The 22226-nt window shown below is 72.8% G+C and carries 19 protein-coding genes; 16 read left to right on the plus strand and 3 right to left on the minus strand.

The features are described 5' to 3' along the window. The first annotated feature begins 161 nt into the window (after window positions 1–161). The 8 genes from AB0M99_RS28935 (at window position 162) to aroC (ending at window position 10433) form a co-directional block, all read left to right on the plus strand. The gene (locus tag AB0M99_RS28935; RefSeq protein WP_365925515.1) at window positions 162–1931 is read left to right on the plus strand and encodes a non-ribosomal peptide synthetase; all 1770 of its coding nucleotides are present in this window, start codon (window positions 162–164) and stop codon (window positions 1929–1931) included. Continuing rightward, window positions 1928–2656, plus strand: coding sequence for an alpha/beta fold hydrolase (locus tag AB0M99_RS28940; RefSeq protein WP_365925517.1), 729 nt, complete (start codon window positions 1928–1930; stop codon window positions 2654–2656). The genes AB0M99_RS28935 and AB0M99_RS28940 overlap by 4 nt, the downstream gene beginning before the upstream one ends. A gap of 24 nt (window positions 2657–2680) precedes the next feature. Then, window positions 2681–4729, plus strand: a complete 2049-nt coding sequence (locus tag AB0M99_RS28945; protein ID WP_365925519.1) for a chorismate-binding protein — start codon at window positions 2681–2683, stop codon at window positions 4727–4729. 35 nt (window positions 4730–4764) lie between these two features. Next, the gene (locus tag AB0M99_RS28950; RefSeq protein WP_365925633.1) at window positions 4765–5943 is read left to right on the plus strand and encodes a 3-deoxy-7-phosphoheptulonate synthase; all 1179 of its coding nucleotides are present in this window, start codon (window positions 4765–4767) and stop codon (window positions 5941–5943) included. Window positions 5944–5960: 17 nt separating this feature from the next. Beyond that, window positions 5961–6623: an isochorismatase family protein gene (locus AB0M99_RS28955; RefSeq protein ID WP_365925521.1), complete on the plus strand. Its 663-nt coding sequence runs from the start codon at window positions 5961–5963 to the stop codon at window positions 6621–6623. Then, window positions 6620–7939, plus strand: a complete 1320-nt coding sequence (locus AB0M99_RS28960; protein ID WP_365925523.1) for a peptide ligase PGM1-related protein — start codon at window positions 6620–6622, stop codon at window positions 7937–7939. The genes AB0M99_RS28955 and AB0M99_RS28960 overlap by 4 nt, the downstream gene beginning before the upstream one ends. 71 nt (window positions 7940–8010) lie before the next feature. After that, window positions 8011–9252, plus strand: a complete 1242-nt coding sequence (locus AB0M99_RS28965; protein ID WP_365925525.1) for an MFS transporter — start codon at window positions 8011–8013, stop codon at window positions 9250–9252. Continuing rightward, entirely contained in the window at window positions 9249–10433 is a 1185-nt protein-coding gene (gene aroC, locus AB0M99_RS28970) for a chorismate synthase (protein ID WP_365925527.1), read from the plus strand. Before AB0M99_RS28965 ends, aroC begins: the two co-directional genes overlap by 4 nt. A 71-nt stretch (window positions 10434–10504) precedes the next feature. Here the strand turns inward: aroC and AB0M99_RS28975 are convergent, their stop codons facing one another. Both AB0M99_RS28975 and AB0M99_RS28980 read right to left on the minus strand, forming a co-directional pair. Continuing rightward, entirely contained in the window at window positions 10505–10993 is a 489-nt protein-coding gene (locus AB0M99_RS28975; protein ID WP_365925529.1) for a glutathione peroxidase, read from the minus strand. Between the two features lie 59 nt (window positions 10994–11052). Continuing rightward, window positions 11053–11865 (minus strand): hypothetical protein, encoded by an 813-nt coding sequence (locus AB0M99_RS28980; RefSeq protein WP_365925531.1) that lies wholly within the window; start codon window positions 11863–11865, stop codon window positions 11053–11055. A 265-nt stretch (window positions 11866–12130) separates the two neighbouring features. On the opposite strand from AB0M99_RS28980, the gene gcl reads away from it, so the two are divergent. Then, window positions 12131–13909, plus strand: a complete 1779-nt coding sequence (gene gcl / locus AB0M99_RS28985) for a glyoxylate carboligase (RefSeq protein ID WP_365925635.1) — start codon at window positions 12131–12133, stop codon at window positions 13907–13909. A 107-nt stretch (window positions 13910–14016) separates the two neighbouring features. Here gcl and AB0M99_RS28990 read toward each other — a convergent pair whose 3' ends face one another. After that, complete coding sequence (locus tag AB0M99_RS28990) at window positions 14017–14574, minus strand: TetR family transcriptional regulator (protein ID WP_365925638.1); 558 nt, start codon at window positions 14572–14574, stop codon at window positions 14017–14019. 199 nt (window positions 14575–14773) lie between these two features. Here AB0M99_RS28990 and AB0M99_RS28995 point away from each other — a divergent pair, with 199 nt between their 5' ends. From AB0M99_RS28995 to AB0M99_RS29025, 7 genes are read left to right on the plus strand one after another with little or no spacing between them, the layout of a single operon-like run. Continuing rightward, window positions 14774–15871 (plus strand): agmatine deiminase family protein, encoded by a 1098-nt coding sequence (locus AB0M99_RS28995; RefSeq protein ID WP_365925533.1) that lies wholly within the window; start codon window positions 14774–14776, stop codon window positions 15869–15871. Then, on the plus strand, window positions 15868–16806 hold the full coding sequence (locus AB0M99_RS29000; RefSeq protein WP_365925535.1) for a nitrilase-related carbon-nitrogen hydrolase: 939 nt from the start codon (window positions 15868–15870) through the stop codon (window positions 16804–16806). Before AB0M99_RS28995 ends, AB0M99_RS29000 begins: the two co-directional genes overlap by 4 nt. A gap of 50 nt (window positions 16807–16856) precedes the next feature. After that, complete coding sequence (locus AB0M99_RS29005; protein ID WP_365925537.1) at window positions 16857–18485, plus strand: ABC transporter substrate-binding protein; 1629 nt, start codon at window positions 16857–16859, stop codon at window positions 18483–18485. Then, the gene (locus AB0M99_RS29010; protein WP_365925539.1) at window positions 18485–19447 is read left to right on the plus strand and encodes an ABC transporter permease; all 963 of its coding nucleotides are present in this window, start codon (window positions 18485–18487) and stop codon (window positions 19445–19447) included. Before AB0M99_RS29005 ends, AB0M99_RS29010 begins: the two co-directional genes overlap by 1 nt. Further along, window positions 19444–20304, plus strand: coding sequence for an ABC transporter permease (locus AB0M99_RS29015; RefSeq protein WP_365925541.1), 861 nt, complete (start codon window positions 19444–19446; stop codon window positions 20302–20304). The genes AB0M99_RS29010 and AB0M99_RS29015 overlap by 4 nt, the downstream gene beginning before the upstream one ends. Beyond that, complete coding sequence (locus tag AB0M99_RS29020) at window positions 20301–21245, plus strand: ABC transporter ATP-binding protein (protein ID WP_365925543.1); 945 nt, start codon at window positions 20301–20303, stop codon at window positions 21243–21245. Before AB0M99_RS29015 ends, AB0M99_RS29020 begins: the two co-directional genes overlap by 4 nt. Beyond that, window positions 21242–22039 carry an ATP-binding cassette domain-containing protein gene (locus AB0M99_RS29025; protein ID WP_365925545.1) on the plus strand — a complete coding sequence of 266 codons (798 nt, stop codon included), beginning with the start codon at window positions 21242–21244 and terminating at the stop codon, window positions 22037–22039. The genes AB0M99_RS29020 and AB0M99_RS29025 overlap by 4 nt, the downstream gene beginning before the upstream one ends. The last annotated feature ends 187 nt before the right edge of the window (window positions 22040–22226 follow it).

Genomic DNA, 22226 nt, shown 5'->3' on the forward strand with positions numbered 1-22226 from the left:
CGTCCGGGTCCGCGTCCGCGTCCGGGTCCGCGTCCGCGTCCGGGTCCGCGTCCGCGTCCGGGTCCGCGTCCGCGTCCGGGTCCGCGTCCGCGTCCGGGTCCGCGTCCGCGTCCGGGGCCGGAGTCACGTCCGCCGAGTACGCCACCGTGTACGAGTGGGTCATGGCCACCGCGGCCGAACACCCCGAGCTGACGGCCATCGTCGCCGACGGCGCCAGCACGTCGTACGGCGAGCTCGCGCGGACCGTACGCGCCATCGCGGACGGCCTGGCCGACCGCGGCGTGGGCCACGAGAGCGTCGTCGGCGTCGCCACCCGGGGACTGGCCGCGACCGTCGCGAGCGTGCTGGCGATCCTGGAGCGCCGGGCCGCCTATCTCCCGCTCGATCCCCAACTCCCCGCCGAGCGGCTCGACATGATGACCGCCCAGGCCGACTGCCGGCTCGTGGTCGGCGAAGGCGGCTTCGGCGCCGCCACCGTCCTCACCCCGGAGCTGCTGGCGGCCCCGCGCCCGGAGGGGGACGGGCAGGCGCATCGAGTTCCGCCCGCCGAGCGGGGCCCCGGGGACCCCGTCTACGCCATGTTCACCTCGGGCTCCACCGGGCGTCCCAAGGGCGTGCTCATGGGCAACGGGGCTCTGGTCAACCTGACCCGCTGGCAGCTCGACGTGCTCGCCATGGACGCCACCACGCGCTTCATGCAGTACGCGCCGATCGGCTTCGACGTCTCCTTCCAGGAGATCTTCCCGACCCTGGCCGCCGGGGGCACGCTGATCTCCCGCGAACCCGTGGACCGGCGCGACCTGCCCTCCCTGGTGCGACGGGTGGCCGAGACCGGGGTGACCCACCTCTACCTCCCGGTGGCGGCGTTGCGCCCCTTCGCCCTCGCCGCCGACGAACTGGCCGAGGGATTGGTGACGCTCCGTCACATCTGCGTCGCGGGCGAGCAGTTGCAGGTCGACCGCGCAGTGCAGGAGTTCTTCGCCCGCCGCCCCGGCATCGGCCTGTTCAACATGTACGGCCCCACCGAGACCCATGTCGTCACGGCGCAGGAACTGTCCGCCGACACCCAGCCCTGGCCCTCGCACGTACCGATCGGCCTCCCGATCCCCGGCGTCGGAGCCCAGGTCGTGGACGTCACCGGCCACCTGGCCCCGGCCGGCGTCCCCGGCGAGCTGCTGCTCGGCGGCGACTGCCCCGCCCAGGGCTACGTCAACGACCCCGAACGGACCGCGGAACGCTTCGTCCCCGACCCGTACGGCGCCGGCCCGGACGCACGCCGCTACCGCACCGGCGACGTCGTGTTCCGCGACGAGCGCGGGGTGCTGGTCTACGCGGGACGGGACGATCACCAGGTCAAGATCCGCGGCCACCGCGTCGAACTCGGCGAGCTGGAGAACGCGGCCCTGGCCGTACCCGGCGTCCGCGCCGCGGTCGCTGCGGCCCACAAGGAGGGCGCGCAGCGGGAGTTGGTGCTCTTCCTGGTCCCGGACGAGGGCCACCCGGCCCGTCCCGCGGACATGCGCGCCGCGCTCGCCGCGACACTGCCCTCCTACATGGTCCCGGCCCACGCCCTGACCGTGGCCGCCATCCCCACCAGCCACAACGGGAAGCTGGACCGGGCGGCGCTGCTGCGCGCACTGCCCGAGCTGCTCCCCGCCACCGCGTCGGCCGACGCGGACCCCGAGAGCACCGAGGGCCTCGACCCGTGGCTCGTCGAGGGACTGCGCGAGATCTGGAGCACGCTGCTCGACCGGCCGGTGACGGTGCACGGCTCCCTCTTCGACCAGGGCGCGCACTCCCTGAACGTACTGACCGCCCTCACCCGGATCGAGAACCGGTTCGGCGTACGGATCCCGGTCCTCGACTTCTTCAAGGCGCCGACGGTGGGAGCCCTCGCCGAAGCCGTCACCGCACGGAGGAACAAGGCATGACCACAGCGACCACACACCCACCGCTCCTCATCCCGCTCGGCGAGGGCGAAGGCGGCGACCAGACCGTCCTGCTGCCCGCGGCCGGCGGCGGCATCAGCCCGTACTACCAACTGGCCGGCGAACTCGTCCGCCGGGGCCCGGTCCACGCCATCCGCGCCGCGGGACTGCTGCCCGGCGAGCGGCCCGACCGCGACGTACCCGCCATGGTCGAGCGCTACCTCGCCGAACTGCGCACCCTGCCCCGCCCGCCCCGGTACCTCGTGGGCTGGTCCCTCGGCGGCGTACTGGCCTGGGAACTGGCCGCCCGGCTCGCGCAGGAGGGCGGCGCCCCCGCCCCGGCCGTGGTCATGGTGGACAGCTACGCCGAGCTCTCCGCCCGGCCCGGCACCGACCGCGAGGCGTTCCTGGACCGCATCGGCCGGTCCATGGGTTCGCGGCCCGACGGCGAACAGGGCGAGCGGCTGCGCGAGGTCGCCGCCGCCCACCTGGAAGCCGCCTACGCCCACCGGGCGTCCGACGCCCACACCGGACCCGCGCTGCTGGTCTCCTGCACCGCCGACCGGCACTCCGACCAGCTCGGGCAGTGGGCGCGGCGCGCACCGCAACTGCGCGTACGGGAACTGGAGTGCACCCACTTCGAAGCACTCGACGCCACCCGCGCACCCCTGCTCCACCACCACATCGACGGCTTCCTGACGGATCTCGCGCAGGACTCCGAGGGCTGACACGGTTCGACAAGGAAGAGCGACATGGTTACCACGGACACCAGCCCCCTCGACGGCGACATCACCGTCCCACTCGACGGCACCCCCTTCGCCCTGCTGCACCGCCCGCACGCAACCGGCCCCGACCGGCTCGAACTCCTCCTCGGGGACATCACGACGGTCGAGCACCTGGCCGCGATCCCGCTGGACGAGGACCCCGGCACCGCGACCGGCACCGCGACCGGCGGTCACGACCTGCTGGCGCTGCTCCCGTACCGGCAGATCGCCGAACGCGGCTACACCTGCACCGACGACGGCGCCCCGCTGACCGTCCTCAAGGTGCGCGAGCAGCACTCCCTGTCCACCGGCCGGTTCCTGGCCACCCTGCCCGAGGCGCCGCTCGCCCTGCGCGACGAGGCGTTCGACATCCCGGACGCCGAGTACGCGCAGATCGTGCGGAAGGTGATCGCCGAGGAGATCGGCCAGGGCGCGGGCGCGAACTTCGTCATCAAGCGCGCGTTCACCGCCACCATCGACGGCTACACCCCGGCCGCCGCCCTCACCTTCTTCAGCCGGCTCCTCGCCCGGGAGGCCGGCGCGTACTGGACCTTCCTGGTCCACACCGGGGACCGGACGCTCGTCGGGGCCTCGCCCGAGCGGCACGTCAGCCTGGAGTCGGGGACGGTCACCATGAACCCGATCAGCGGCACCTACCGCTATCCGGCGACGGGCCCCACCGTCGCCGGAGCCCTCGGACTCCTCGCCGACCGCAAGGAACGCGAGGAACTGCAGATGGTGGTCGACGAGGAACTCAAGATGATGTCCCGGATCTGCGAACCGGGCCTGCGGGTGGAGGGCCCCTTCCTCAAGGAGATGGCCCGGCTCGCCCACACCGAGTACTTCATCAGGGGCGAGAGCCGCCTCGACGTACGGGACATCCTGCGCGAGACGATGTTCGCCCCGACGGTCACCGGCAGCCCGGTGGAGAGCGCCTGCGAGGTGCTGCACCGGTACGAACCCCGCGGCCGCTCGTACTACAGCGGGGCGCTGGCGCTCGTCGGCCGGGACGCCGCCGGACGCCGGGCCATGGACTCCGCGATCCTCATCCGCACCGCCGAGATCGATACGGAGGGCCGGCTGGAGATCGGGGTGGGCGCCACCCTGGTACGCCACTCCGACCCCGAGAGCGAGGTCGCCGAGACGCACGCGAAGGCCGCCGGACTCCTCTCGGTCCTGCGCGAGCACCCGGCCGCGGCCGCGGCCGCCGACGCCGCCACCGTCGACCGCCCCGTACCCGTCACGGCCCGGCGGCTCGGCGAGCACCCGGAGGTGCGGAGGGGCCTCGCCTCGTACAACGAACGCCTCGCCCGGTTCTGGCTGGACCCGATGCCCGCCGGGGCGTACGCCGTACCCGAGCTCGCGGGGCTGCGGGTGGCCGTCGTGGACAACGAGGACACCTTCACCGCAATGCTCGCCCACCAACTGGGCTCCCTGGGGCCGTCGGTGACCGTACATCCCTGGCGCGAGGTCTCCGACGAGGACCTGGACCGGGCGGATCTGGTGCTCCTGGGCCCCGGGCCCGGGGACCCCCGGCGCACCGAGGACCTCAAGATCGCCACCTCGCGCCGGCTGGCCCGGCGGCTGCTGGCCGCCGGGACCCCCCTGGTCGCCGTGTGCCTCGGGCACCAGGTCGTGTCCTCGCTGCTCGGAGTCGAGCTGGTCCGCAAGGAGACCCCGAACCAGGGTCTCCAGCAGGAGATCGACTTCTTCGGCCGCCGCGCACGAGCAGGGTTCTACAACACCTTCGCGGGCCGGTCCGCCACCGACCGCCTGGACACCGCCACCGACGAGGACCACGACGCCGCCGGGCCCGCCACCGGCCCGGTCACCGGCCCCGCCACCCGGACCGTGGAGGTCAGCCGCGACCCGCACACCGGCGAGGTGCACGGACTGCGCGGACCCGGCTTCGCCACCGCCCAGTTCCACCCCGAGTCCCTGCTGACCGAGGACGGGCCCGCGCTGCTCCGCCAACTCGTCACCGCGGCCCTCGCCGACCCGACCGCCACGCCCACCCCGACCGGGAGCAACCGGTGAACACCCTGACCCGTCCCCGCCCCACCGACGCGGCCCTGCTGCCGCTCGCCGCCGCCGAACACGACGCGCTGCGCGCCCTGCCCGCCGCGCAGCAGCCGCACTGGCCCGACCAGGACCTCCTGGCCAAGGCCGTCCGCGAGATCCGCGACAGCCCGTCGCTCGTACCCTCGCGCGAGATCCTGCGCCTGCGCACGCTGCTCGCCGAGGTCGCGGCCGGCAACGCCCTGATCGTCCAGGCGGGCGACTGCGCCGAGGACCCCGCCGACCGCACCCCCGAGGCCGTGGCCCGCAAGGCAGGCCTCGCCGAGTGCCTCGCCGGCGTCCTCCAGGCGCGCTCCGGGCTGCCCGTACTCCGCGTCGGCCGGATCGCCGGACAGTACGCCAAACCCCGCTCCCAGCCGACCGAGCGGCGGGGCGGCGTCGAACTCCCCGTACACCGCGGTCCGATGGTCAACGGCCCGGAGTTCGACCCCCTGCTGCGCACACCCGACCCGCTGCGCATGCTCGACTGCCACCAGGCGGCCGGGGACGTACTCGGCCTGCTGCGCGAACGCCAGGACGGCTCCGACGGCGCTCCGCTCTGGAGCAGCCACGAGGCCCTCCTGCTCGACTACGAGCTGCCCCAACTGCGCCGCGACGCCTACAACCGGACCTTCCTCACCTCCGCGCACTGGCCGTGGATCGGCGAACGCACCCGCCAACTCGACGGCGCCCACGTCGCCCTGCTCTCCCAGGTCGCCAACCCGGTGGCCTGCAAGGTCGGGCCCGCCATGGACGCCGCCCACCTGCTCGCGCTGTGCGACCGCCTCGACCCCAACCGGCAGCCCGGCCGCCTCACCCTGATCCCCCGGCTCGGCGCCGACCTCGTCGCCGACCGCCTCCCCGCCCTCGTCGCGGCCGTACGGGACGCGGGGCACCCGGTGATCTGGCTGTGCGACCCCATGCACGGCAACACCGTCACCGGACCGGCCGGCCACAAGACCCGCTCCGTCGCCACCGTCGTACGGGAGGTCCAGGCCTTCCACTCCGCCGTGCTCCAGGAGGGCGGCGTACCGGGCGGGCTCCACCTGGAAGCCACCGCCGCCCCCGTCGTCGAGTGCTGGGCGGACGAGGCCGAGCTGAGCGCCCTGGGCGAGGCCTACACCACGCTGTGCGACCCCCGTCTCAACCTCGGTCAGGCCATCACGGTCGCCGAGTCCTGGCCCCACCAGTGAGAGGTTCCCCAACTCCCGTGTCCCTGCCAGCAATCCAGCCCTACCCGATGCCGGCCGAAGCCGACCTCCCGGCCAACACGGCCGACTGGACGGTCGACCCCGCACGCGCCGTGCTGCTCATCCACGACATGCAGCGGTACTTCGTCGACGCCTTCCCGGCCGGCACCGACCCCGTGCTCTCCCTCACCGCCAACGTCCGCAAGCTGCGGGAGCAGTGCGCCGCGCAGGGGATTCCGGTGGCCTACACCGCCCAGCCCGGCGGCATGAGCGAGCAGGACCGCGGCCTGCTGCGCGACTTCTGGGGGCCGGGCATGACGGTCGGCCCCGAGCAGCGCGAGGTCGTCGACGGCATCGCACCGCGGCCGGGCGACCAGGTGTACACCAAGTGGCGCTACAGCGCCTTCCACCGCACCGGACTCCTCGGCTTCCTGCGCGAGCAGGGCCGCGACCAGCTGGTCATCTGCGGGATCTACGCCAACATCGGAGTCCTGGCGACCGCCGTCGAGTCGTACACGAACGACATCCAGACCTTCCTGGTCGCCGACGCCGTGGCCGACTTCACCGCGGAAGACCACCGCAGCGCCCTGCACTACGCGGCCGGCCGCTGCGCCGTGGTGCTGCCCACCCAGACCGTCGCCGACCAGATCGAGCGGCTCGAAGCAACCGTGGAGACTCGATGAGCACCCTGTTCATAGCCAACAACCGCACCGCCCAGATGGTCGGCGACCTGGCGGAACTCACCGCGGAGCACCGCAGGACGGCAGGCGTGACCGCCCAGCGCATGATCTGGTACGCCTCCGAGGGCGACGTCCTCGTCGTACCGCACGTACCCAGCGAGGAGTTCCTCGCCTACGTCACCGCCCTGACCGGCGCCGACCGCGACCGGATCACCGTCCTCGCGCCGCCCGCGGGCGCCCTGGGCGTCGACGTCCTCACCCCGGAGCGCTGGGAGGACCGGCAGTTCGTCGAGGAACTCCGGCGCAGCGCCGAGGAGTCCGGCGTCGACCGGGTCTTCCCGATCTACTATGACAGCCCGGTCGTGCGCCTCGCCCACTCCCTGGAGCTCGGCCGCACGACCCCCGGATTCCGCTACATCCACCAGGGCGGCGGACAACTCCTCAACAGCAAGGCGACGTTCCGGGCGCTGGCCGCCGGCATCGGCAACCCCATCCCCAGGGGCGTGGTGGCCTTCGCCCGGGCCGAGGCCGAGGAGTTCCTGTGGGAACTCCTCGGACAGGACCGGCACGCCATCGTGAAGAAGGACTTCCACGTCGCCGGCTACGGCAACGCCATCCTCAGCCGCGACTCCGGCGTCACCCCCATCGGCGCCCCCGAAGTCACCGTCCTCAGCAGCCGGGAGGACCTCGCCCGCCACCTGGACCAGCGGTGGTCCTGGTACTCGGACGACGACAGCCGCCCGGTGGTCGTCGAGGACTACACCCCGGACAGCGTGCCCGTCTACGCCGAGTTCCGGATCGGCGAGGAGGAGACCGAGCTCTTCGGGCACGGCGAGATGCTCATGGGCCCGATCTTCAACGGTCTGGTCATTCCGGCGAAGTCGGCCGACCACCCGGGCTTCCCGCAGTTCCTCGCCGAGGCGCACCGCCTCTGCGAGACGGTCCGCGCCATGGGCTACCGCGGCCCGATCAGCGTGGACGCGATCGTCACGCCCGGCGGCGACATCCTGATCAACGAGTTCAACGGGCGCGTCGGCGGCTCGACCCACATCAACTACCTGGCCGAGCAGCTCGTGGGACCGGACTTCCTCCGGGAACGCATCCTCATCCAGCGCCACCACTGGCAGGTGCCGTCCTTCCGGGAGGCCGTCGACCGGATCCGGGAACTGGGCCTCGCCTTCGACCCGGAGACCCGGACCGGCGTCGTCATCACCTCCGACGACAGCACGCACGGCGGCACGGTCGAATACTGCCTCGTCGCCGAGGACATGGCCGCCGCGGAGAAGACCGAGGACGTCCTGTCCGGGCTGTTCGTCTGACGAGCGCTTGCGGCCGACCCCCACCCGCCACGGCCGGCGACCCGCAACAAGAAGCGAAGAGAAGAAGGACCATGAGTTACCGGAAGATCCTCAAAGGGAACGTCCTGCTGTGGATGGCAGCCGCCTTCGTCGGCAGGCTGCCCATCGCCGTAGCCCCCCTGGGCCTGGTGTTCCTCGTCCGCGACACCGCGGGCGGCTACTCGCTGGGCGCGACGCTGGCCGCCGCCTACGTCCTCGGCGAGGTGCTGGGATCCGTGGTGCTCGGGGCCTGGATGCGCCCCAAGCGTCTCCACGTCCACCTGGCCGTCGGCATGGCCGCCGGCGCCGCCGCGTTCGCCGGTCTCGCCCTGTTCCCCGAAGCCCCGGTGGCCGTGACCGCCGCACTGGCCTTCGCGGCCGGCGCGGCGCCGGCCGCGGGCCCCGGCGGAATGCGGTCGATGCTGATCGCCCTCGTGGACAAGGCCGACGAACCCCGGGCGCTGAGCGCCGAGACCGTCCTGACCCAGATCACCTGGGGCGGGGCTCCCGCGCTCGTCGTCGTCCTCGCGGTGAACGCCTCGCCGAGCGCGCCGATGGCGGTCGGTGCGGTCGGGTTCCTCGCGGCCGCGGTGATCCTCTTCCGGCTGCCCGCCTACCTGCCCGAGGCCGAGGCCCAGGCCGACGCGGGGGCCCCGGGGCAGACGGACGAGAAGGCCAGGGCCGCCGGCCGGGGCCGGGTGCTCGCCTCCGCCTGGCCCATCTACCTGACGAGCGCCGGTGCGATGTCCATGCTGGCCACCGCGGAGCTCGCCCTCACCCCGCTCCTGGAATACCGGCAGCTCACCGTCAACTGGGCCGGGGCCCTGCTCGCCCTGTTCTCCCTGACCAGCGCGGCCGGCGCGTTCCTCTACGGCCTGCGGACCTGGCCGGGCACGGTGCGGAGCCAGAGCCTGGTCTTCCTGCTGATCACCTCGGTCTGCGTCGCGCTGTCCGCGGTGTTCACCAACCTCGTCGGCATCGCCCTCGCCTTCCTCGCGGCCGGCGTCTTCCAGGCGGGCGTGATGGTCACCCGCAGCATGAGCCTGCGCGAGCGCCTCCCGGAGCACGCCCACACGGCCGGCTACTCCATCCAGTACGCCGTGCAGGGCGTCGGCTACACCATCACCGCCTCCGTGGCGGCGACCGTCCTCTCGGGCTCCACGCCCGTGGTGGCCATCCTCGGCGGTGTGGGGATCACCCTGCTGCTCACCCTGGTCAGCGCCGCCGCCGAGCTGCGCCGCCGCCCCGCACGCGACCCGGAGCTCCCGGCCGTACGCGAGGGGGCCCTCAGTTGAGCAGGTGGCGCTGGCTCACCGCGGGGGAGTCCCACGGACCGGCACTGGTGGCGATCCTGGAGGGCGTTCCCGCCGGCATACCGATCACCACGCAGGAGGTCGCCGACCACCTGGCGCGGCGGCGGCTCGGCCGCGGACGCGGCGCGCGGATGAGGTTCGAGCGCGACGAGGTCACCTTCCTCGGCGGTGTCCGCCACGGCCTGACCCTGGGCTCGCCCGTCGCGGTCATGGTGGGCAACACCGAGTGGCCCAAGTGGGAGCAGGTCATGTCGGCCGACCCCGTGGACCCGGAGGTCCTCGCGGACCTCGGCAGGGCCGCCCCGCTGACCCGGCCCCGCCCCGGCCACGCCGACCTGGCCGGCATGCAGAAGTACGGCTTCGACGAGGCCCGCCCGGTCCTGGAGCGCGCCAGCGCCCGGGAGACGGCGGCCCGGGTGGCACTGGGCGCGGTGGCGAGGTCGTACCTCAGGGAGACGGCCGGCATCGAGATCCTCTCGCACGTCGTCGAACTGGCCGCCGCCAAGGCCCCGCACGGCCTCTGCCCGGTCCCCGGCGACGTGGACCGGCTGGACGCGGACCCGGTGCGCTGCCTCGACGCGCGGGCCTCGGAGGCGATGGCCGCCGAGATCGACCGGGCCCACCGGGAGGGCGACACCCTGGGCGGGGTGGTGGAGGTCCTGGCGTACGGAGTGCCGGTCGGTCTGGGCTCGCACGTCCACTGGGACCGCCGCCTGGACGCCCGGCTGGCCGCCGCCCTGATGGGCATCCAGGCCATCAAGGGCGTCGAGGTCGGCGACGGCTTCGACCTCGCGCGGGTGCCGGGATCGCGGGCCCACGACGAGATCGTGCCGACCCCGGACGGCATCCGCCGCACCTCCGGCCGCTCCGGAGGCACCGAAGGCGGCCTGACGACGGGCGAGCTGCTGCGCGTACGGGCCGCGATGAAGCCCATCGCGACCGTGCCGCGGGCCCTGGCCACCGTCGACGTGGCCACGGGCGAGGCCGCGGCGGCCCACCACCAGCGCTCGGACGTCTGCGCCGTCCCGGCCGCGGGCATCGTGGCCGAGGCCATGGTCGCGCTGGTGCTGGCCGACGCGGTCGCGGAGAAGTTCGGCGGCGACAGCGTGCCGGAGACGCGCCGCAACGTGCGGTCCTACCTCGACGCCCTGGCCGTCAGGTAGTCCCTCGAACGCCGACAGCCCGGGCCGGAAACGGCCCGGGCTGTCGGCGTTGAGGGGTGTCCGCGTCGGCCCTACGCGGGCAGCAGCGCCTCGATGGCCGCGACGACCTCGGGGGACTCGGGCTCGGTGCGCGGCCGGAAGCGTGCCACGACCTCGCCGGCGGGGGAGATCAGGAACTTCTCGAAGTTCCACTGGATGTCGCCCGCGGCGCCCTCCGCGTCGGGGGTCTGCACCAGCTCCTGGTAGAGCGGGTGCCGGTTCTCGCCGTTGACCTCGGTCTTCTCCAGCATCGGGAAGGTCACGCCGAAGCCCGCGGCGCAGAAGGTCTGGATGTCGTCGGCGGTGCCGGGCTCCTGCTCGCCGAACTGGTTGCAGGGCACGCCGATGACGGTGAAGCCCTTCTCCTCGTACTTGAACTGCAGCCGGGCCAGGCCCGAGTACTGGGGAGTGAGCCCGCACTGCGACGCGGTGTTCACCAGCAGGATCGCCTTGCCCTTGTGGGCCGCGAGGCTGGTGGGCTCGTCGGACAGGGTGGTCAGCGGGATGTCGTACAGGCTCATCGAGCTCTCCTCGGCGGGAAAAGGCAGCTAATGCCTCCGAGCTTAAGGGGACGGGGCCCTCAGGCCCCGCCGCCGACGAGTGCGTCCGCCGGGTCGTTGACCGGCTGCGGCATGCCGGTGAGGTCCATGACGAACAGCGGTATCCCCAGATCGTCCGCGCGCGTGCGCGCGTCCTGGGTGTATCCGGCGAGCGCGAAGTAGACGCTGGTCGCGGAGGCCGTCAGGCCGTTCAGCCAGACGCACTCCACCGCCCGCAGCCCGGCCGGCGCCGTGGTCGGATCCACCTGCGCGACCAGGCCCGGAGCCCGCAGGTCCACCGCCGCCGACGGGATCGGCCGCCCGTCGGGCTGCCGTACGTCCTGGAAGCCGAGCCAGCGCAGGTACAGCGCGGCCGTGGCCACTGCGTCGCGGGCCGTACGGATGGTCACCGGGTGGAAGGCGGGCCGCGGCACCGGAGCCGCCGGCGGCGTCGCGGGCGGGGCGTGCGCCGGTCCGGGCTCCGCCGGAGCCTGCGGCCGCAGGGGCGCCGTGCGCTGCGGCGGCCGTACCTCGCCCGTACGCCCGGGAGCCGGACCCGGCTCGGGACCCGGAACCGGTTCCGGGGTCTCCAGCGGATGCACCGGAATCTGCACCACCGTCCCGCAGGACCCGCACCCCAGCTCCGGGTGCGGCCACTCGCTCTCCCGCCCGCAGGCGGTGCACCGTACCGCCACCCAGCTGTCCGACCAGGTGCGATGGGTCAGCGGCTCGGGCGGTCCCGCCAGGTCCAGCGGCGGGGTGACCGGGCTCCCGCAGGCGCAGGGGAAGACCGGGGCGACGTAGCTGTTCTCGCGCAGGCACGCCGGGCAGCGCACCGGTACCGCATCCGCCATGAGTCCTGGATCCCCTCCGTCGCCGTGCGTAGCTCCATGCTCCACCACCAGCTACCACCGGGGCGAGGCGGTCCTCGAATTTCCGTCGAGCGCTGGACATTCGTACAGCTCACCGCCCAAGACGCGGCTTTTGGTGGGTTCCTGGCAGCCGTATCGCCTTGACGTGCGCGAAGTCGCCGCTTAGCTTGTTCCGTATAGCAGAACAAAACTTCCGGATTACGGAAAAGCCTGACCGTCAGACCCGCAGGAGAACTCGATGCCTCGTATGACAGCCGCCGCCGCTGCAGTGGAGATCCTCAAGCGCGAGGGCGTTTCGCAAGCGTTCGGCGTGCCCGGCGCTGCGATCAACCCGTTCTACCGCGAGCTCAAGAACGTCGGTGGCATCAACCACACGCTGGCCCGCCACGTCGAGGGCGCCTCGCACATGGCGGAGGGCTACACCCGCACGACCCCGGGCAACATCGGCGTCTGCATCGGTACCTCCGGCCCCGCCGGCACCGACATGATCACTGGCCTGTACTCGGCCATCGCGGACTCGATCCCGATCCTGTGCATCACCGGTCAGGCCCCGGTCTCCAAGCTCCACAAGGAAGACTTCCAGGCCGTCGACATCGCGTCGATCGCCAAGCCGGTCACCAAGAAGGCCACCACGGTCCTGGAGGCCGCGCAGGTCCCCGGCGTGTTCCAGGAGGCCTTCTACCTGATGCGCTCCGGCCGTCCGGGCCCGGTCCTCATCGACCTGCCGATCGACGTCCAGCTGACCGAGATCGAGTTCGACCCCGACCTGTACGAGCCGCTGCCCGTGCACAAGCCGGCCGCGACCCGCAAGCAGGCCGAGCGCGCGATCCAGTTCCTGCTCGCGTCCGAGCGCCCGCTGATCGTCGCCGGCGGCGGCATCATCAACGCCGACGCCTCCGACCTGCTGGTCGAGTTCGCCGAGCTCATCGGCGTCCCGGTCATCTCCACCCTCATGGGCTGGGGCACCATCCCGGACGACCACGAGCTGGCCGCCGGCATGGTCGGTGTCCAGACCTCGCACCGCTACGGCAACGCGACGTTCCTGGAGTCGGACTTCGTCCTCGGCATCGGCAACCGCTGGGCCAACCGTCACACCGGTTACAACCTGGACGCGTACCTGGGCGACCGCAAGTTCGTCCACGTCGACATCGAGCCCACCCAGATCGGCAAGATCTTCGCCCCGGACCTGGGCATCGTCTCCGACGCCAAGGCCGCGCTGACGATCTTCATCGAGGTCGCCAAGGAGCTCAAGGCCGAGGGCAAGCTGCCCGACTTCAGCGCCTGGGTCGCCTCGCACCTGGAGCGCAAGGGCTCGCTCCAGCGCCGCACGCACTTCGACAACATCCCCATGAAGCCGCAGCGCGTCTACGAGGAGATGAACAAGGCCTTCGGCCCGGAGACGCGCTACGTCACCACCATCGGCCTCTCCCAGATCGCCGGCGCGCAGATGCTGCACGTCTTCAAGCCGCGCCACTGGATCAACTGCGGCCAGGCCGGCCCCCTCGGCTGGACCATCCCGGCCGCGCTGGGTGTCGCCACCGCCGACCCGCAGACCCCGGTCGTCGCCCTCTCCGGCGACTACGACTTCCAGTTCATGCTGGAGGAGCTGGCGGTCGGTGCGCAGCACAAGATCCCGTACGTCCACGTCCTGGTGAACAACGCCTACCTGGGTCTGATCCGCCAGGCGCAGGGCGGTCTCGGCATCAACTTCGAGGTCAACCTCGAGTTCGAGAACATCAACGCCCCCGAGCTGGGTGTCTACGGCGTCGACCACGTCAAGGTCGTCGAGGGTCTGGGCTGCAAGGCGATCCGCGTCCAGGACCCGAACGAGCTGGGTGCCGCTCTGGAGGAGGCCAAGAAGCTGGCCGCCGAGTACAGCGTCCCGGTCGTCGTCGAGGCCATCCTGGAGCGCGTCACCAACATCTCGATGAGCAAGACGGTCGACATGAGTGACGTCACCGAGTTCGAGGAGCTGGCGACCGAGCCGGGCCACGCCCCGACCGCGATCCGCCCGCTGACCGTCTGACGGTCCCCGCGGTAGCGGCAGCAGTACGCACGACCCCCGTCCCTCCCGGAGGAGGAACGGGGGTCGTTCTGCGTCCCGGGTGCGTTTCCGCGGTCCCGCGCGGCCGGCTACTCGGGGCGGGGGCCGAGTTCCGCGTCCACGGCGCCGGCGAGCAGTTCGCGGGCCCGCTCCAGGGTCAGGGAGCCGCTCAGCCAGCGCTCGCTCAGGCCCTCGACCAGGGCGGTCAGCCGGTCCGCGACATCGAGCGGGCTCACGCGCAGGTCGGCGAGGCCTGCGGCCTGGGCGTCCGAGACGGCCTCGGCGGTGTCCTGGGTCCAGCTCCGGGTGGACTCGGCCAGGGTCGCGCGCAGCTCGGTGTCGAAGATGGCGCTGGCCCGCAGCTCGCCCCAGGCGATGCTGTTCTCGCGGACCCGGTCGGTGTCCTGGAGCTCGCTCAGCAGTAGTTGGAGCAGGACGGTGCGGGCGTCCTCGGTGCCGGACACGGCCTCGTCGGTGTAGCCGGTGGCGCGGTCGCTGATGAAGGCCAGGGTGCGCTGGATCAGGCCCGCGCGGTCCTTGAAGTGGTAGTAGAGCAGCGCGGTGGAGACCTCGGCCTCGGCGGCCAGCTCCTCCACCCGCAGCCCTCTGACGCCGCTGCGTGCGATGACTCGTACCGCTGCTTCCAAGATCAACGTCTGACGATCGGCCACGCCGGCTCGCACCTTTCGGTCGGATACCCCTTGACTGATCTTTCAGTCAGGTCCCACGATAGCTCCCACCGACCACCTGACTGGATTTTCAGTCCATCTGGTCCTGACTGAAATTTCAGTCAGGATGCCGAGTGGTGGGTGTACCGGCCCGACCGCATCAAGGGAGCCACCCCCGATGTCCACGCAATCCACGCAGCCCTCGCAGCCCTCGCAGTCCCCGCGCACCGCGCAGAGTCCGCCGGGCCCCCGCATGCCCGCCGAGTGGGCCGAGCACGAGGCCTGCCTGATGGTCTGGCCGACCCGCGCGTCCCTGTGGGGGCCGGCCCACGAGGCGGCCAAGCGCGAGTACGCGGCCGTGGCCCTGGCCATCGCAGGCTTCGAGCACGTGATCATGATCGCCGCGCCCGGCCTGGCCGACGAGGCCCGCACCGCCTTCGGCGACGCCGCGGCCGAGGGCCACGGCGTCGAGGTCATCGAGCTGCCGGCCGACGACTCCTGGCTGCGCGACTCCGGCCCGATCTTCGCCCACGACGAGCGGGGCAACCGCGTGGGCGTCGACTTCCGCTTCAACGCCTGGGGCGAGAAGCACTACCCCTGGACCGCCGACGACAAGCTCGCCTCGCTCCTCCTCGACCGGCTCGGCGTGGAACGCGTCCACTCCTCGATGATCCTCGAAGGCGGAGCCATCACCGTCGACGGCGAGGGCACGCTCATCACCACCGAGCAGTGCCTGCTGCACCCCAACCGCAACCCGCGCATGAGCCGCACCGAGATGGAGGAAGAGCTGCGGCGCCGCCTCGGCATCGAGAAGGTCATCTGGCTGCCCTACGGCGGCCTGGAGGACACCGAGACCGACGGCCACGTGGACGGCGTCGCCGCCTTCGTCGCCCCCGCCAAGGTGGTCGTCTCCCTCCCCGAGGACCCCGGGCACCCCGACTACGCCCGGATGCGCGCCAACCTCGCCGTCCTGGAGGCCTCCACCGACGCCCGCGGCCGCGCCCTGGAGGTCGTGCCCGTACCGCAGACCGCGTACGGGGAGGTGGCGGGCACCCCCGTCGAGGTCTGCTACCTCAACTTCTACCTCGCCAACGGCGGCTGCGTGGTCCCCGTCGGCGGCGACGGCCGGTCCGGGACCGACGCGGCTGCCCTCGCCGTCATCGCCGCCGCCCTGCCCGGCCGCAAGGTGGTCGGCGTACCGACCCCCGTCCTCGCCTACGGCGGCGGCGGCATCCACTGCATCACCCAGCAGCTCCCGAAGGCGGCCCGCGCGTGACGACGTACGAACTCCTCACCTCCTACGGCTCCCCGCTCGGCTCCCCGGCCCGGACGGAGCCCGCCGAGCGCACCCCGCTGCGCGTCGGCCTCGTCCAGATGCGCTGGTACTCCGACGAGGACGAGCACGACGAGCGGCTGCGCGAGGGCGCCCGGCTGGCCGCCGCCGAAGGCGCCAAGGTCGTCTGCCTGCCGGAACTGACCCGCAGCCCGTACTTCTGCAACACCGACGACCCGATGGCCGCCGGCGCCGCCCGGTACCTGGAGGACCTGGAGACCGGGCCCACCGCCCGGCTGGCCGCCGCTCTCGCCGCAGAGCTCGACATCACCGTCCACGCCTCCCTCTACGAGCGCGCCGAGGACGGCGGCCTCGGCTACAACACCGCCGTCTGCGTGGACCGGGACGGCAAGGTGATCGCCCGGACCCGCAAGAACCACATCCCCGCCTTCCCCGGCTACCGCGAGGACCTGTGCTTCCGCCCCGGCGACAGCGGATTCCCGGTGGTCTCCCACGAAGGGGCCCGGTTCGGCTTCCCCACCTGCTGGGACGAATGGTTTCCCGAGCTCGCCCGTGCCTACGCCCTGCACGGGGCAGAGATCCTGGTGCACCCCACCGCCATCGGCTCCGAGGTGGACCTGCCGGACTTCGACACCCGGCCCATGTGGGAGCACGCCATCAGCGCCAACGGACTCGCCAACGCCCTCTTCATGATCGTGCCCAACCGGATCGGCACCGAGGGCCGCTCCACCTTCTACGGCTCCTCCTTCATCTCCGACCCCTACGGCCGCATCGTGCTGCGCGCGCCCCGGGACCGCCCCGCCGTACTCGTCGCCGACCTCGACCTCGACCAGCGCCGCGACTGGCTGGAGTTCGGCCTCCTCCAGACCCGCCGCCCCGAGCTGTACGGCCAGCTCACCGAGCCACTCGCCCCGTAGGGCCCCGGCCCTCCAGGCCCCGTCCGGGGCCCCTCCGCCAAGGAGCGTGCATGCCGATCCCCTCACGGCACCGCCTGGCCGGTCCCGCCGCCGCAGTCCTCGCCCTGATCCTCACGGGCGCGGGCTGCGCGGCCCCGGCCGGTGGCGCCGGCACCACCGGAACACACCTCTCCACCGCCACACCCCCCGCCCGCGGCGACATCGACGGCTTCACCTGGGCCCTCTACGCCGAACCGCCCGTCCTCGACTACATCTACGCCTTCGACTACCCGCAGAACACCGTCCTCGCCAACGTCTGCGAATCCCTGATGCGCTGGACCCCGCAGCTCACCATGGAGCCGGGCCTCGCCGAGAGGGCCACGAACCCCGACCCCACCACCTGGGTCTACGACCTGCGCCCGAACGTGCGCTTCCACTCGGGCGCCGCCCTCACCGCCGACGACGCCGTCGCCAGCCTGAACCGGCACCTCGACCCCGAGCTGGGCTCGTACTGGACCGAGGACTTCAAGAACGTCGACTCCGTCGAGAAGACCGGCCCGCTCCAGGTCACCGTCCACCTCAAGCGCCCCGACGCGCTGTTCGCGCAGGCCATGGCCAACTCCGCGGGCACCGTCGCCAATGCCCGTGCCTTGGCGGAGCAGGGCGAGACCTTCGGCACCGCCGACGGCGGCCTCGACTGCACGGGCCCGTACCGGCTGGGGGAGTGGGAGCAGGGCCGGTCCCTGCGCCTGGACCGCTTCGACGGCTACTGGGGCCGGCGCGCCAAGGCCGGGCACGTCACCTTCAGCTTCCTGCCCGACTCCGCCGCCCGTACCAACGCCCTGCTCACCGGTGAGGTGGACGGCTCCTTCGCGGTCCCGCCGGAGTCCCTGTCGCGGTTCCGCGCCGCCGACAACGGCCGGCTCTACGCCGGGGAGGCCCTGACCAACATCAACCTCGCGGTCGCCGACCTCGGCGGCACCCTGGGCGACGTCCGGGTCCGGCGCGCCCTGATGCTGGCCCTGGACCGCGAGGGCTTCGCCAAGGGCGCCATGCGCGGCGCCGCCTCGCCCACCGGCTCACTGGTGGCCAAGGAGACCTGGCGCGGAGTCCCGCCGGAGCAGGTGGCCGGGCAACTCGCCGCGCTGCCCCCGGTCCACCGCGACCTGGAGCAGGCGAAACGCCTCGTGGAGGAGGCCGGCGCGCGCGGCAGGAAGGTCACCGTCGCCTCCAGCCCGGTCGGCCCGGACGTCGCGCTCCTCGCCATCGCGGTCCAGGACGCCGGCCGCCGGATCGGCCTGGACGTGGAGATCCGGACCATCGCGCCCGACGCCTTCACCGCGCTGTTCTCCGACGCGGAGGCCCGCAAGGGACTCGACCTCTTCCCCTACACCTACTACTTCTCGATCACCGACCCGCTGAGCCTGTACTCCAACTTCCGCACCGACCAGTTCGAGAACTACGGCGGCCACAGCAACCCGGAGTACGACGCGGTCGTAGACGAGGCGAGCGCCGAATACGACCCGGCCAAGCGCGGGGCCGTCACCGCCCGGCTCGCCAGGATGGCCGCCGACGAGGCCGTGTGCCTGCCCGTCGCCGAATACCCGGGCACCGTCTTCCTGAACAAGCGCATCACCGGCGCCCCGACGACGATCTCGTACATGTACTCCCCGTGGGCCGCGGAAGTGGGTGCCTCCTGATGAACCCGGGCGTGATCCGCTTCCTGCTGAGACGTTTCGGCGAGCTCCTCGTCACCCTGCTCATCGCCTCGTTCCTCGTCTACGCCTCCATCCGCCTCGCCCCCGGCAGGCCCGAGACCTTCCTCCTCGGCGGCCGCGGGGCCAACCCCCAGGCCCTGGCCGCCATCCGCGAGCACTACCACCTCGACGACCCGTTCTTCGTGCAGTACGGGAAGTGGCTCGCCGGAGCCGTCACCGGAGACCTCGGCACCTCCGTCCAGTACCGCAGCGACGTCCTGGACCTGGTCTCGGCCCGCATCCCCGTCACCCTCTCCCTGATCGGAATGTCAGCCTCCCTCGTCATCGCCGGCGGGCTCCTGCTCGGCCTGCTCGCCGCCGTCCGCGGCGGCCGCACCGACCGCGCCGTCCTCGTCGCCACCTCGGTCGCCGTCGCCACGCCGTCGTTCATCGCCGCGATCCTGCTGCTGTCGCTCTTCTCGGTGCGGCTCGGCTGGTTCCCCGTACTCGGCAGCGGAGACGGCTTCCTCTCCACCCTCCACCACCTCGCCCTGCCGGCCGTGGCACTGGCCCTGCCGTTCGTGGGGGTCCTCGCCCGCGTCACCAGGGCGGCCCTGCTGGAGCAGTTCGCCCAGGACCACGTCACCGTCGCCCGCAGCCGGGGCGTGCCCGAACGGACCGTCGTACGCCGCCACGTGCTGCGCGGCGCGCTCGGCACGGTCGTCACCCAGGCCGGGCTCGCCATCTCCGGGCTGATGGTCTGCACGATCCTCGTGGAGTCGGCCTTCGGCCTCGGCGGGCTCGGCGAGTTCCTCGCCAAGTCGGTGACCGTGAAGGACTTCCCGGTGGTCCAGGCGATCTCCCTCCTCACCATCGGCCTCTTCGTCCTCGTCAACCTCGCCGTCGACCTCGTCCACCCGCTCATCGACCCCCGGGTCCGGCTCGGCGCGAGGAGCTCCGAATGACCGCTCTGCTGCTCCGCTCCACCACGAGACCCCGCCGCAAGGCCGGGGGCGGCGGCTCCCTGCTCCACCGCGCCTGCCTCGGCTTCGCCGCGCTCGTCGTCCTGACCGCCCTCGCCGCGCCCTGGCTGGCGCCGCACGACCCCAATGCCGTCGACTTCGCGGCCTCCCTCGCCAACCCCACCCCCGACCTGCTGCTCGGCGGGGACATCAGCGGCCGCGACACCCTGTCCCGCCTGATCACCGGCGCCCGCACCTCGCTCCTCGGCCCGCTCGGCGTCGTCGCCCTGTCCACCCTGCTCGGCGCGGCCATCGGAGTCACCGCCGCCTGGCGCGGCGGCTGGCTCGACGCCCTGCTCTCCCGTACCGGCGAACTGCTGCTCGCCTTCCCCGGGCTGCTGCTGGCGATGCTGCTCGTCTCCCTCTACGGGCGCGGGCTGATCGCCCCCGTGGTCGCGCTTTCCCTCGCGTACACCCCCTTCGTCAGCCGGCTCGCGCGCAGCCTCGCGCTCGCCGAGGCGGGCAAGCCGTACCTCGCGGCGTACCGGGTCCAGGGTTTCTCCGGGCTGCGGATCTGCGTGCGCCACCTCGTCCCGAACATCGCCCCGGTCGTCCTCGCCCAGTCCACGGTCAACTTCGGCTACGCCCTCCTCGACCTGGCCGCCCTGTCCTTTCTCGGCCTCGGCGTGCCACCGCTCACCCCCGACTGGGGAGCCATGATCAACGACGGCCAGTCCGCGATCCTCGAAGGGGCGCCGCTCTCCGCGCTCGCCCCCTGCCTCGCGGTGATCCTCACCGTCGTCGCCTTCAACGTCGTCGGCGAACGCTTCGCCGACCGGGTCGCAGGGAGGACCGCATGAGCACGAGCCCCGCCCCCGTGCTGGAGGTGGAGTCGCTCCACCTCACCCTCCCGGGCCTGCCGCGCCCCGTGCTGGCCGGGGTCGACCTCACCGTCCGGGCCGGCGAGACCGTCGCCCTCGTGGGGGAGTCCGGCTCCGGCAAGTCCCTCACCTCCCGCGCCGCCCTCGGCCTGCTGCCGCCGGGTGCGACGGCCGCCGGAACCGTACGGGTGGCGGGCGAGGACGTACTGGCCATGGCCCCGGACCGGCTGCGCGGCCTCCGCGCCTCCACCGCCTCGATGATCTTCCAGGACCCCCGGGCGGCCATGGACCCGCTGCGCCGCCTCGGCGACTTCCTCACCGAGGGCGTGCGGTACGCCTCCGCGAAGGCACCCGACGGCCGCCTCGCCGAACTCCTCGACGCGGTCGGCCTGCCCCCGCGCATCCTGCGCCAGTACCCGCACGAACTCTCCGGCGGCATGCTGCAACGCGTCATGATCGCCGCCGCGCTGCTGCCCGGCCCCCGGCTGCTGCTCGCCGACGAACCCACCACCGCCCTCGACACCACCACCCAGGCCGAGACCATCGCCCTGCTCACCCGGCTCCGCGAACGCGAGGGCTGCGGGCTGCTCTTCGTCACCCACGACCTCGAACTCGCCGCCGCCATCAGCGACCGCGTCTACGTCATGTACGCCGGCCGCATCGTGGAGACCGGCGCGGCCGCGACCCTCTTCGAGCACCCCCGCCACCCCTACACCCGAGCCCTGCTGGCCGCGACCCCGCGCCTGGAGGCCCCGCCCGGCCCGCTCCCCGCCATCCCGGGCCGGCCGCCGGACCTGCGTACGGTCCTCACCGGATGCGCCTTCGCCCCGCGCTGCGCCCGCGCCACCGACCTGTGCGGCGCCGAGGTCCCGGTCCCGCGCGCGGGCGTGGCCTGCCACCACTCGGAGGTCCCGCGATGAACCCGGCACTGGAAGTCCGCGGCCTTCGCCGCACGTACGGCGCCACGCGCGCGGTGGACGACGTGTCGTTCACCGTCCCGGCGGGCGGCTCGCTGGGCATCGTCGGCGGATCCGGCTCGGGCAAGACCACCACGGCCCGCATCGTGACCGGCCTGGAACAGGCGGACGCGGGCGAGGTGCGCGTACGGGGAACCGTGCGCGAGCCCGCCGCCCGCGGCCGCGCCGCCCGGCTGCGCAGGGCGCGCGAGGTCCAGCTGGTCTTCCAGGACCCGCTGCTGTCCCTGGATCCGAGGGTCCCCGCGGGAGAGGTGCTGCGGGAGACCCTGCGGCTGCACTTCCCGGACCGCGACCCGCGCCCGCGGGTCCGCGAACTGCTGGACCAGGTGGGCCTGGGCGAACGGGAGGCGGCGGCGCGCCCGCGCGAACTCTCCGGCGGCCAGCGCCAGCGCGTCGCCATCGCCCGGGCCCTGGCCGTGGAGCCCGCGGTCCTGGTGCTGGACGAGGCGGTGGCGGCCCTGGACGTCTCCGTGCAGGCGCAGATCCTGAACCTGCTGGCCGACATCCGGACCCGCACGGAGATCGCGTACCTCTTCATCACGCACGACCTGGGCGTCGTACGGGCGGTGACCGACTCCCTGGTGGTCATGAACTCCGGCCGGATCGTGGAGCAGGGCCCGACGGCCTCGGTGCTGGCGGCCCCGGAGCACGCGTACACGCGGCTGCTCCTGGACTCCGTACCGGGGCCCGGCTGGGACCCGCAGGCCATCGCGGCCCGCCGGCCAAGCCGGACATGACAAAGCGCCGAGTCACGGGACCGTCCGTGACTCGGCGCTCTGGTATGGGGGGATGGGCCGTGCTGTTACCGCCCGACGGAGCGAGGCTGGCGCGACAGGACGTTCGCACCGCCGGGCGGAGACTGTGGAGAGGTTTCCGTCCCCTCTGTACAGGGGGCTCTGTGCGTAGCCCCTGGACACGGGGACG

Source organism: Streptomyces sp. NPDC051183, from assembly GCF_040682455.1.
In the GTDB taxonomy this organism is placed as follows: domain Bacteria; phylum Actinomycetota; class Actinomycetes; order Streptomycetales; family Streptomycetaceae; genus Streptomyces.

Bases quoted from the DNA above. Each gene is read 5' to 3' on its own strand.
- AB0M99_RS28935 (WP_365925515.1), top strand. From the start codon at position 162: ATGGCCACCGCGGCCGAACACCCCGAGCTGACGGCCATCGTCGCCGAC.
- AB0M99_RS28940 (WP_365925517.1), top strand. From the start codon at position 1,928: ATGACCACAGCGACCACACACCCACCGCTCCTCATCCCGCTCGGCGAG.
- AB0M99_RS28945 (WP_365925519.1), top strand. From the start codon at position 2,681: ATGGTTACCACGGACACCAGCCCCCTCGACGGCGACATCACCGTCCCA.
- AB0M99_RS28960 (WP_365925523.1), top strand. From the start codon at position 6,620: ATGAGCACCCTGTTCATAGCCAACAACCGCACCGCCCAGATGGTCGGC.
- AB0M99_RS28965 (WP_365925525.1), top strand. From the start codon at position 8,011: ATGAGTTACCGGAAGATCCTCAAAGGGAACGTCCTGCTGTGGATGGCA.
- AB0M99_RS28975 (WP_365925529.1), bottom strand. From the start codon at position 10,993: ATGAGCCTGTACGACATCCCGCTGACCACCCTGTCCGACGAGCCCACC.
- AB0M99_RS28980 (WP_365925531.1), bottom strand. From the start codon at position 11,865: ATGGCGGATGCGGTACCGGTGCGCTGCCCGGCGTGCCTGCGCGAGAAC.
- gcl (WP_365925635.1), top strand. From the start codon at position 12,131: ATGACAGCCGCCGCCGCTGCAGTGGAGATCCTCAAGCGCGAGGGCGTT.
- AB0M99_RS28995 (WP_365925533.1), top strand. From the start codon at position 14,774: ATGTCCACGCAATCCACGCAGCCCTCGCAGCCCTCGCAGTCCCCGCGC.
- AB0M99_RS29005 (WP_365925537.1), top strand. From the start codon at position 16,857: ATGCCGATCCCCTCACGGCACCGCCTGGCCGGTCCCGCCGCCGCAGTC.
- AB0M99_RS29010 (WP_365925539.1), top strand. From the start codon at position 18,485: ATGAACCCGGGCGTGATCCGCTTCCTGCTGAGACGTTTCGGCGAGCTC.
- AB0M99_RS29015 (WP_365925541.1), top strand. From the start codon at position 19,444: ATGACCGCTCTGCTGCTCCGCTCCACCACGAGACCCCGCCGCAAGGCC.
- AB0M99_RS29020 (WP_365925543.1), top strand. From the start codon at position 20,301: ATGAGCACGAGCCCCGCCCCCGTGCTGGAGGTGGAGTCGCTCCACCTC.
- AB0M99_RS29025 (WP_365925545.1), top strand. From the start codon at position 21,242: ATGAACCCGGCACTGGAAGTCCGCGGCCTTCGCCGCACGTACGGCGCC.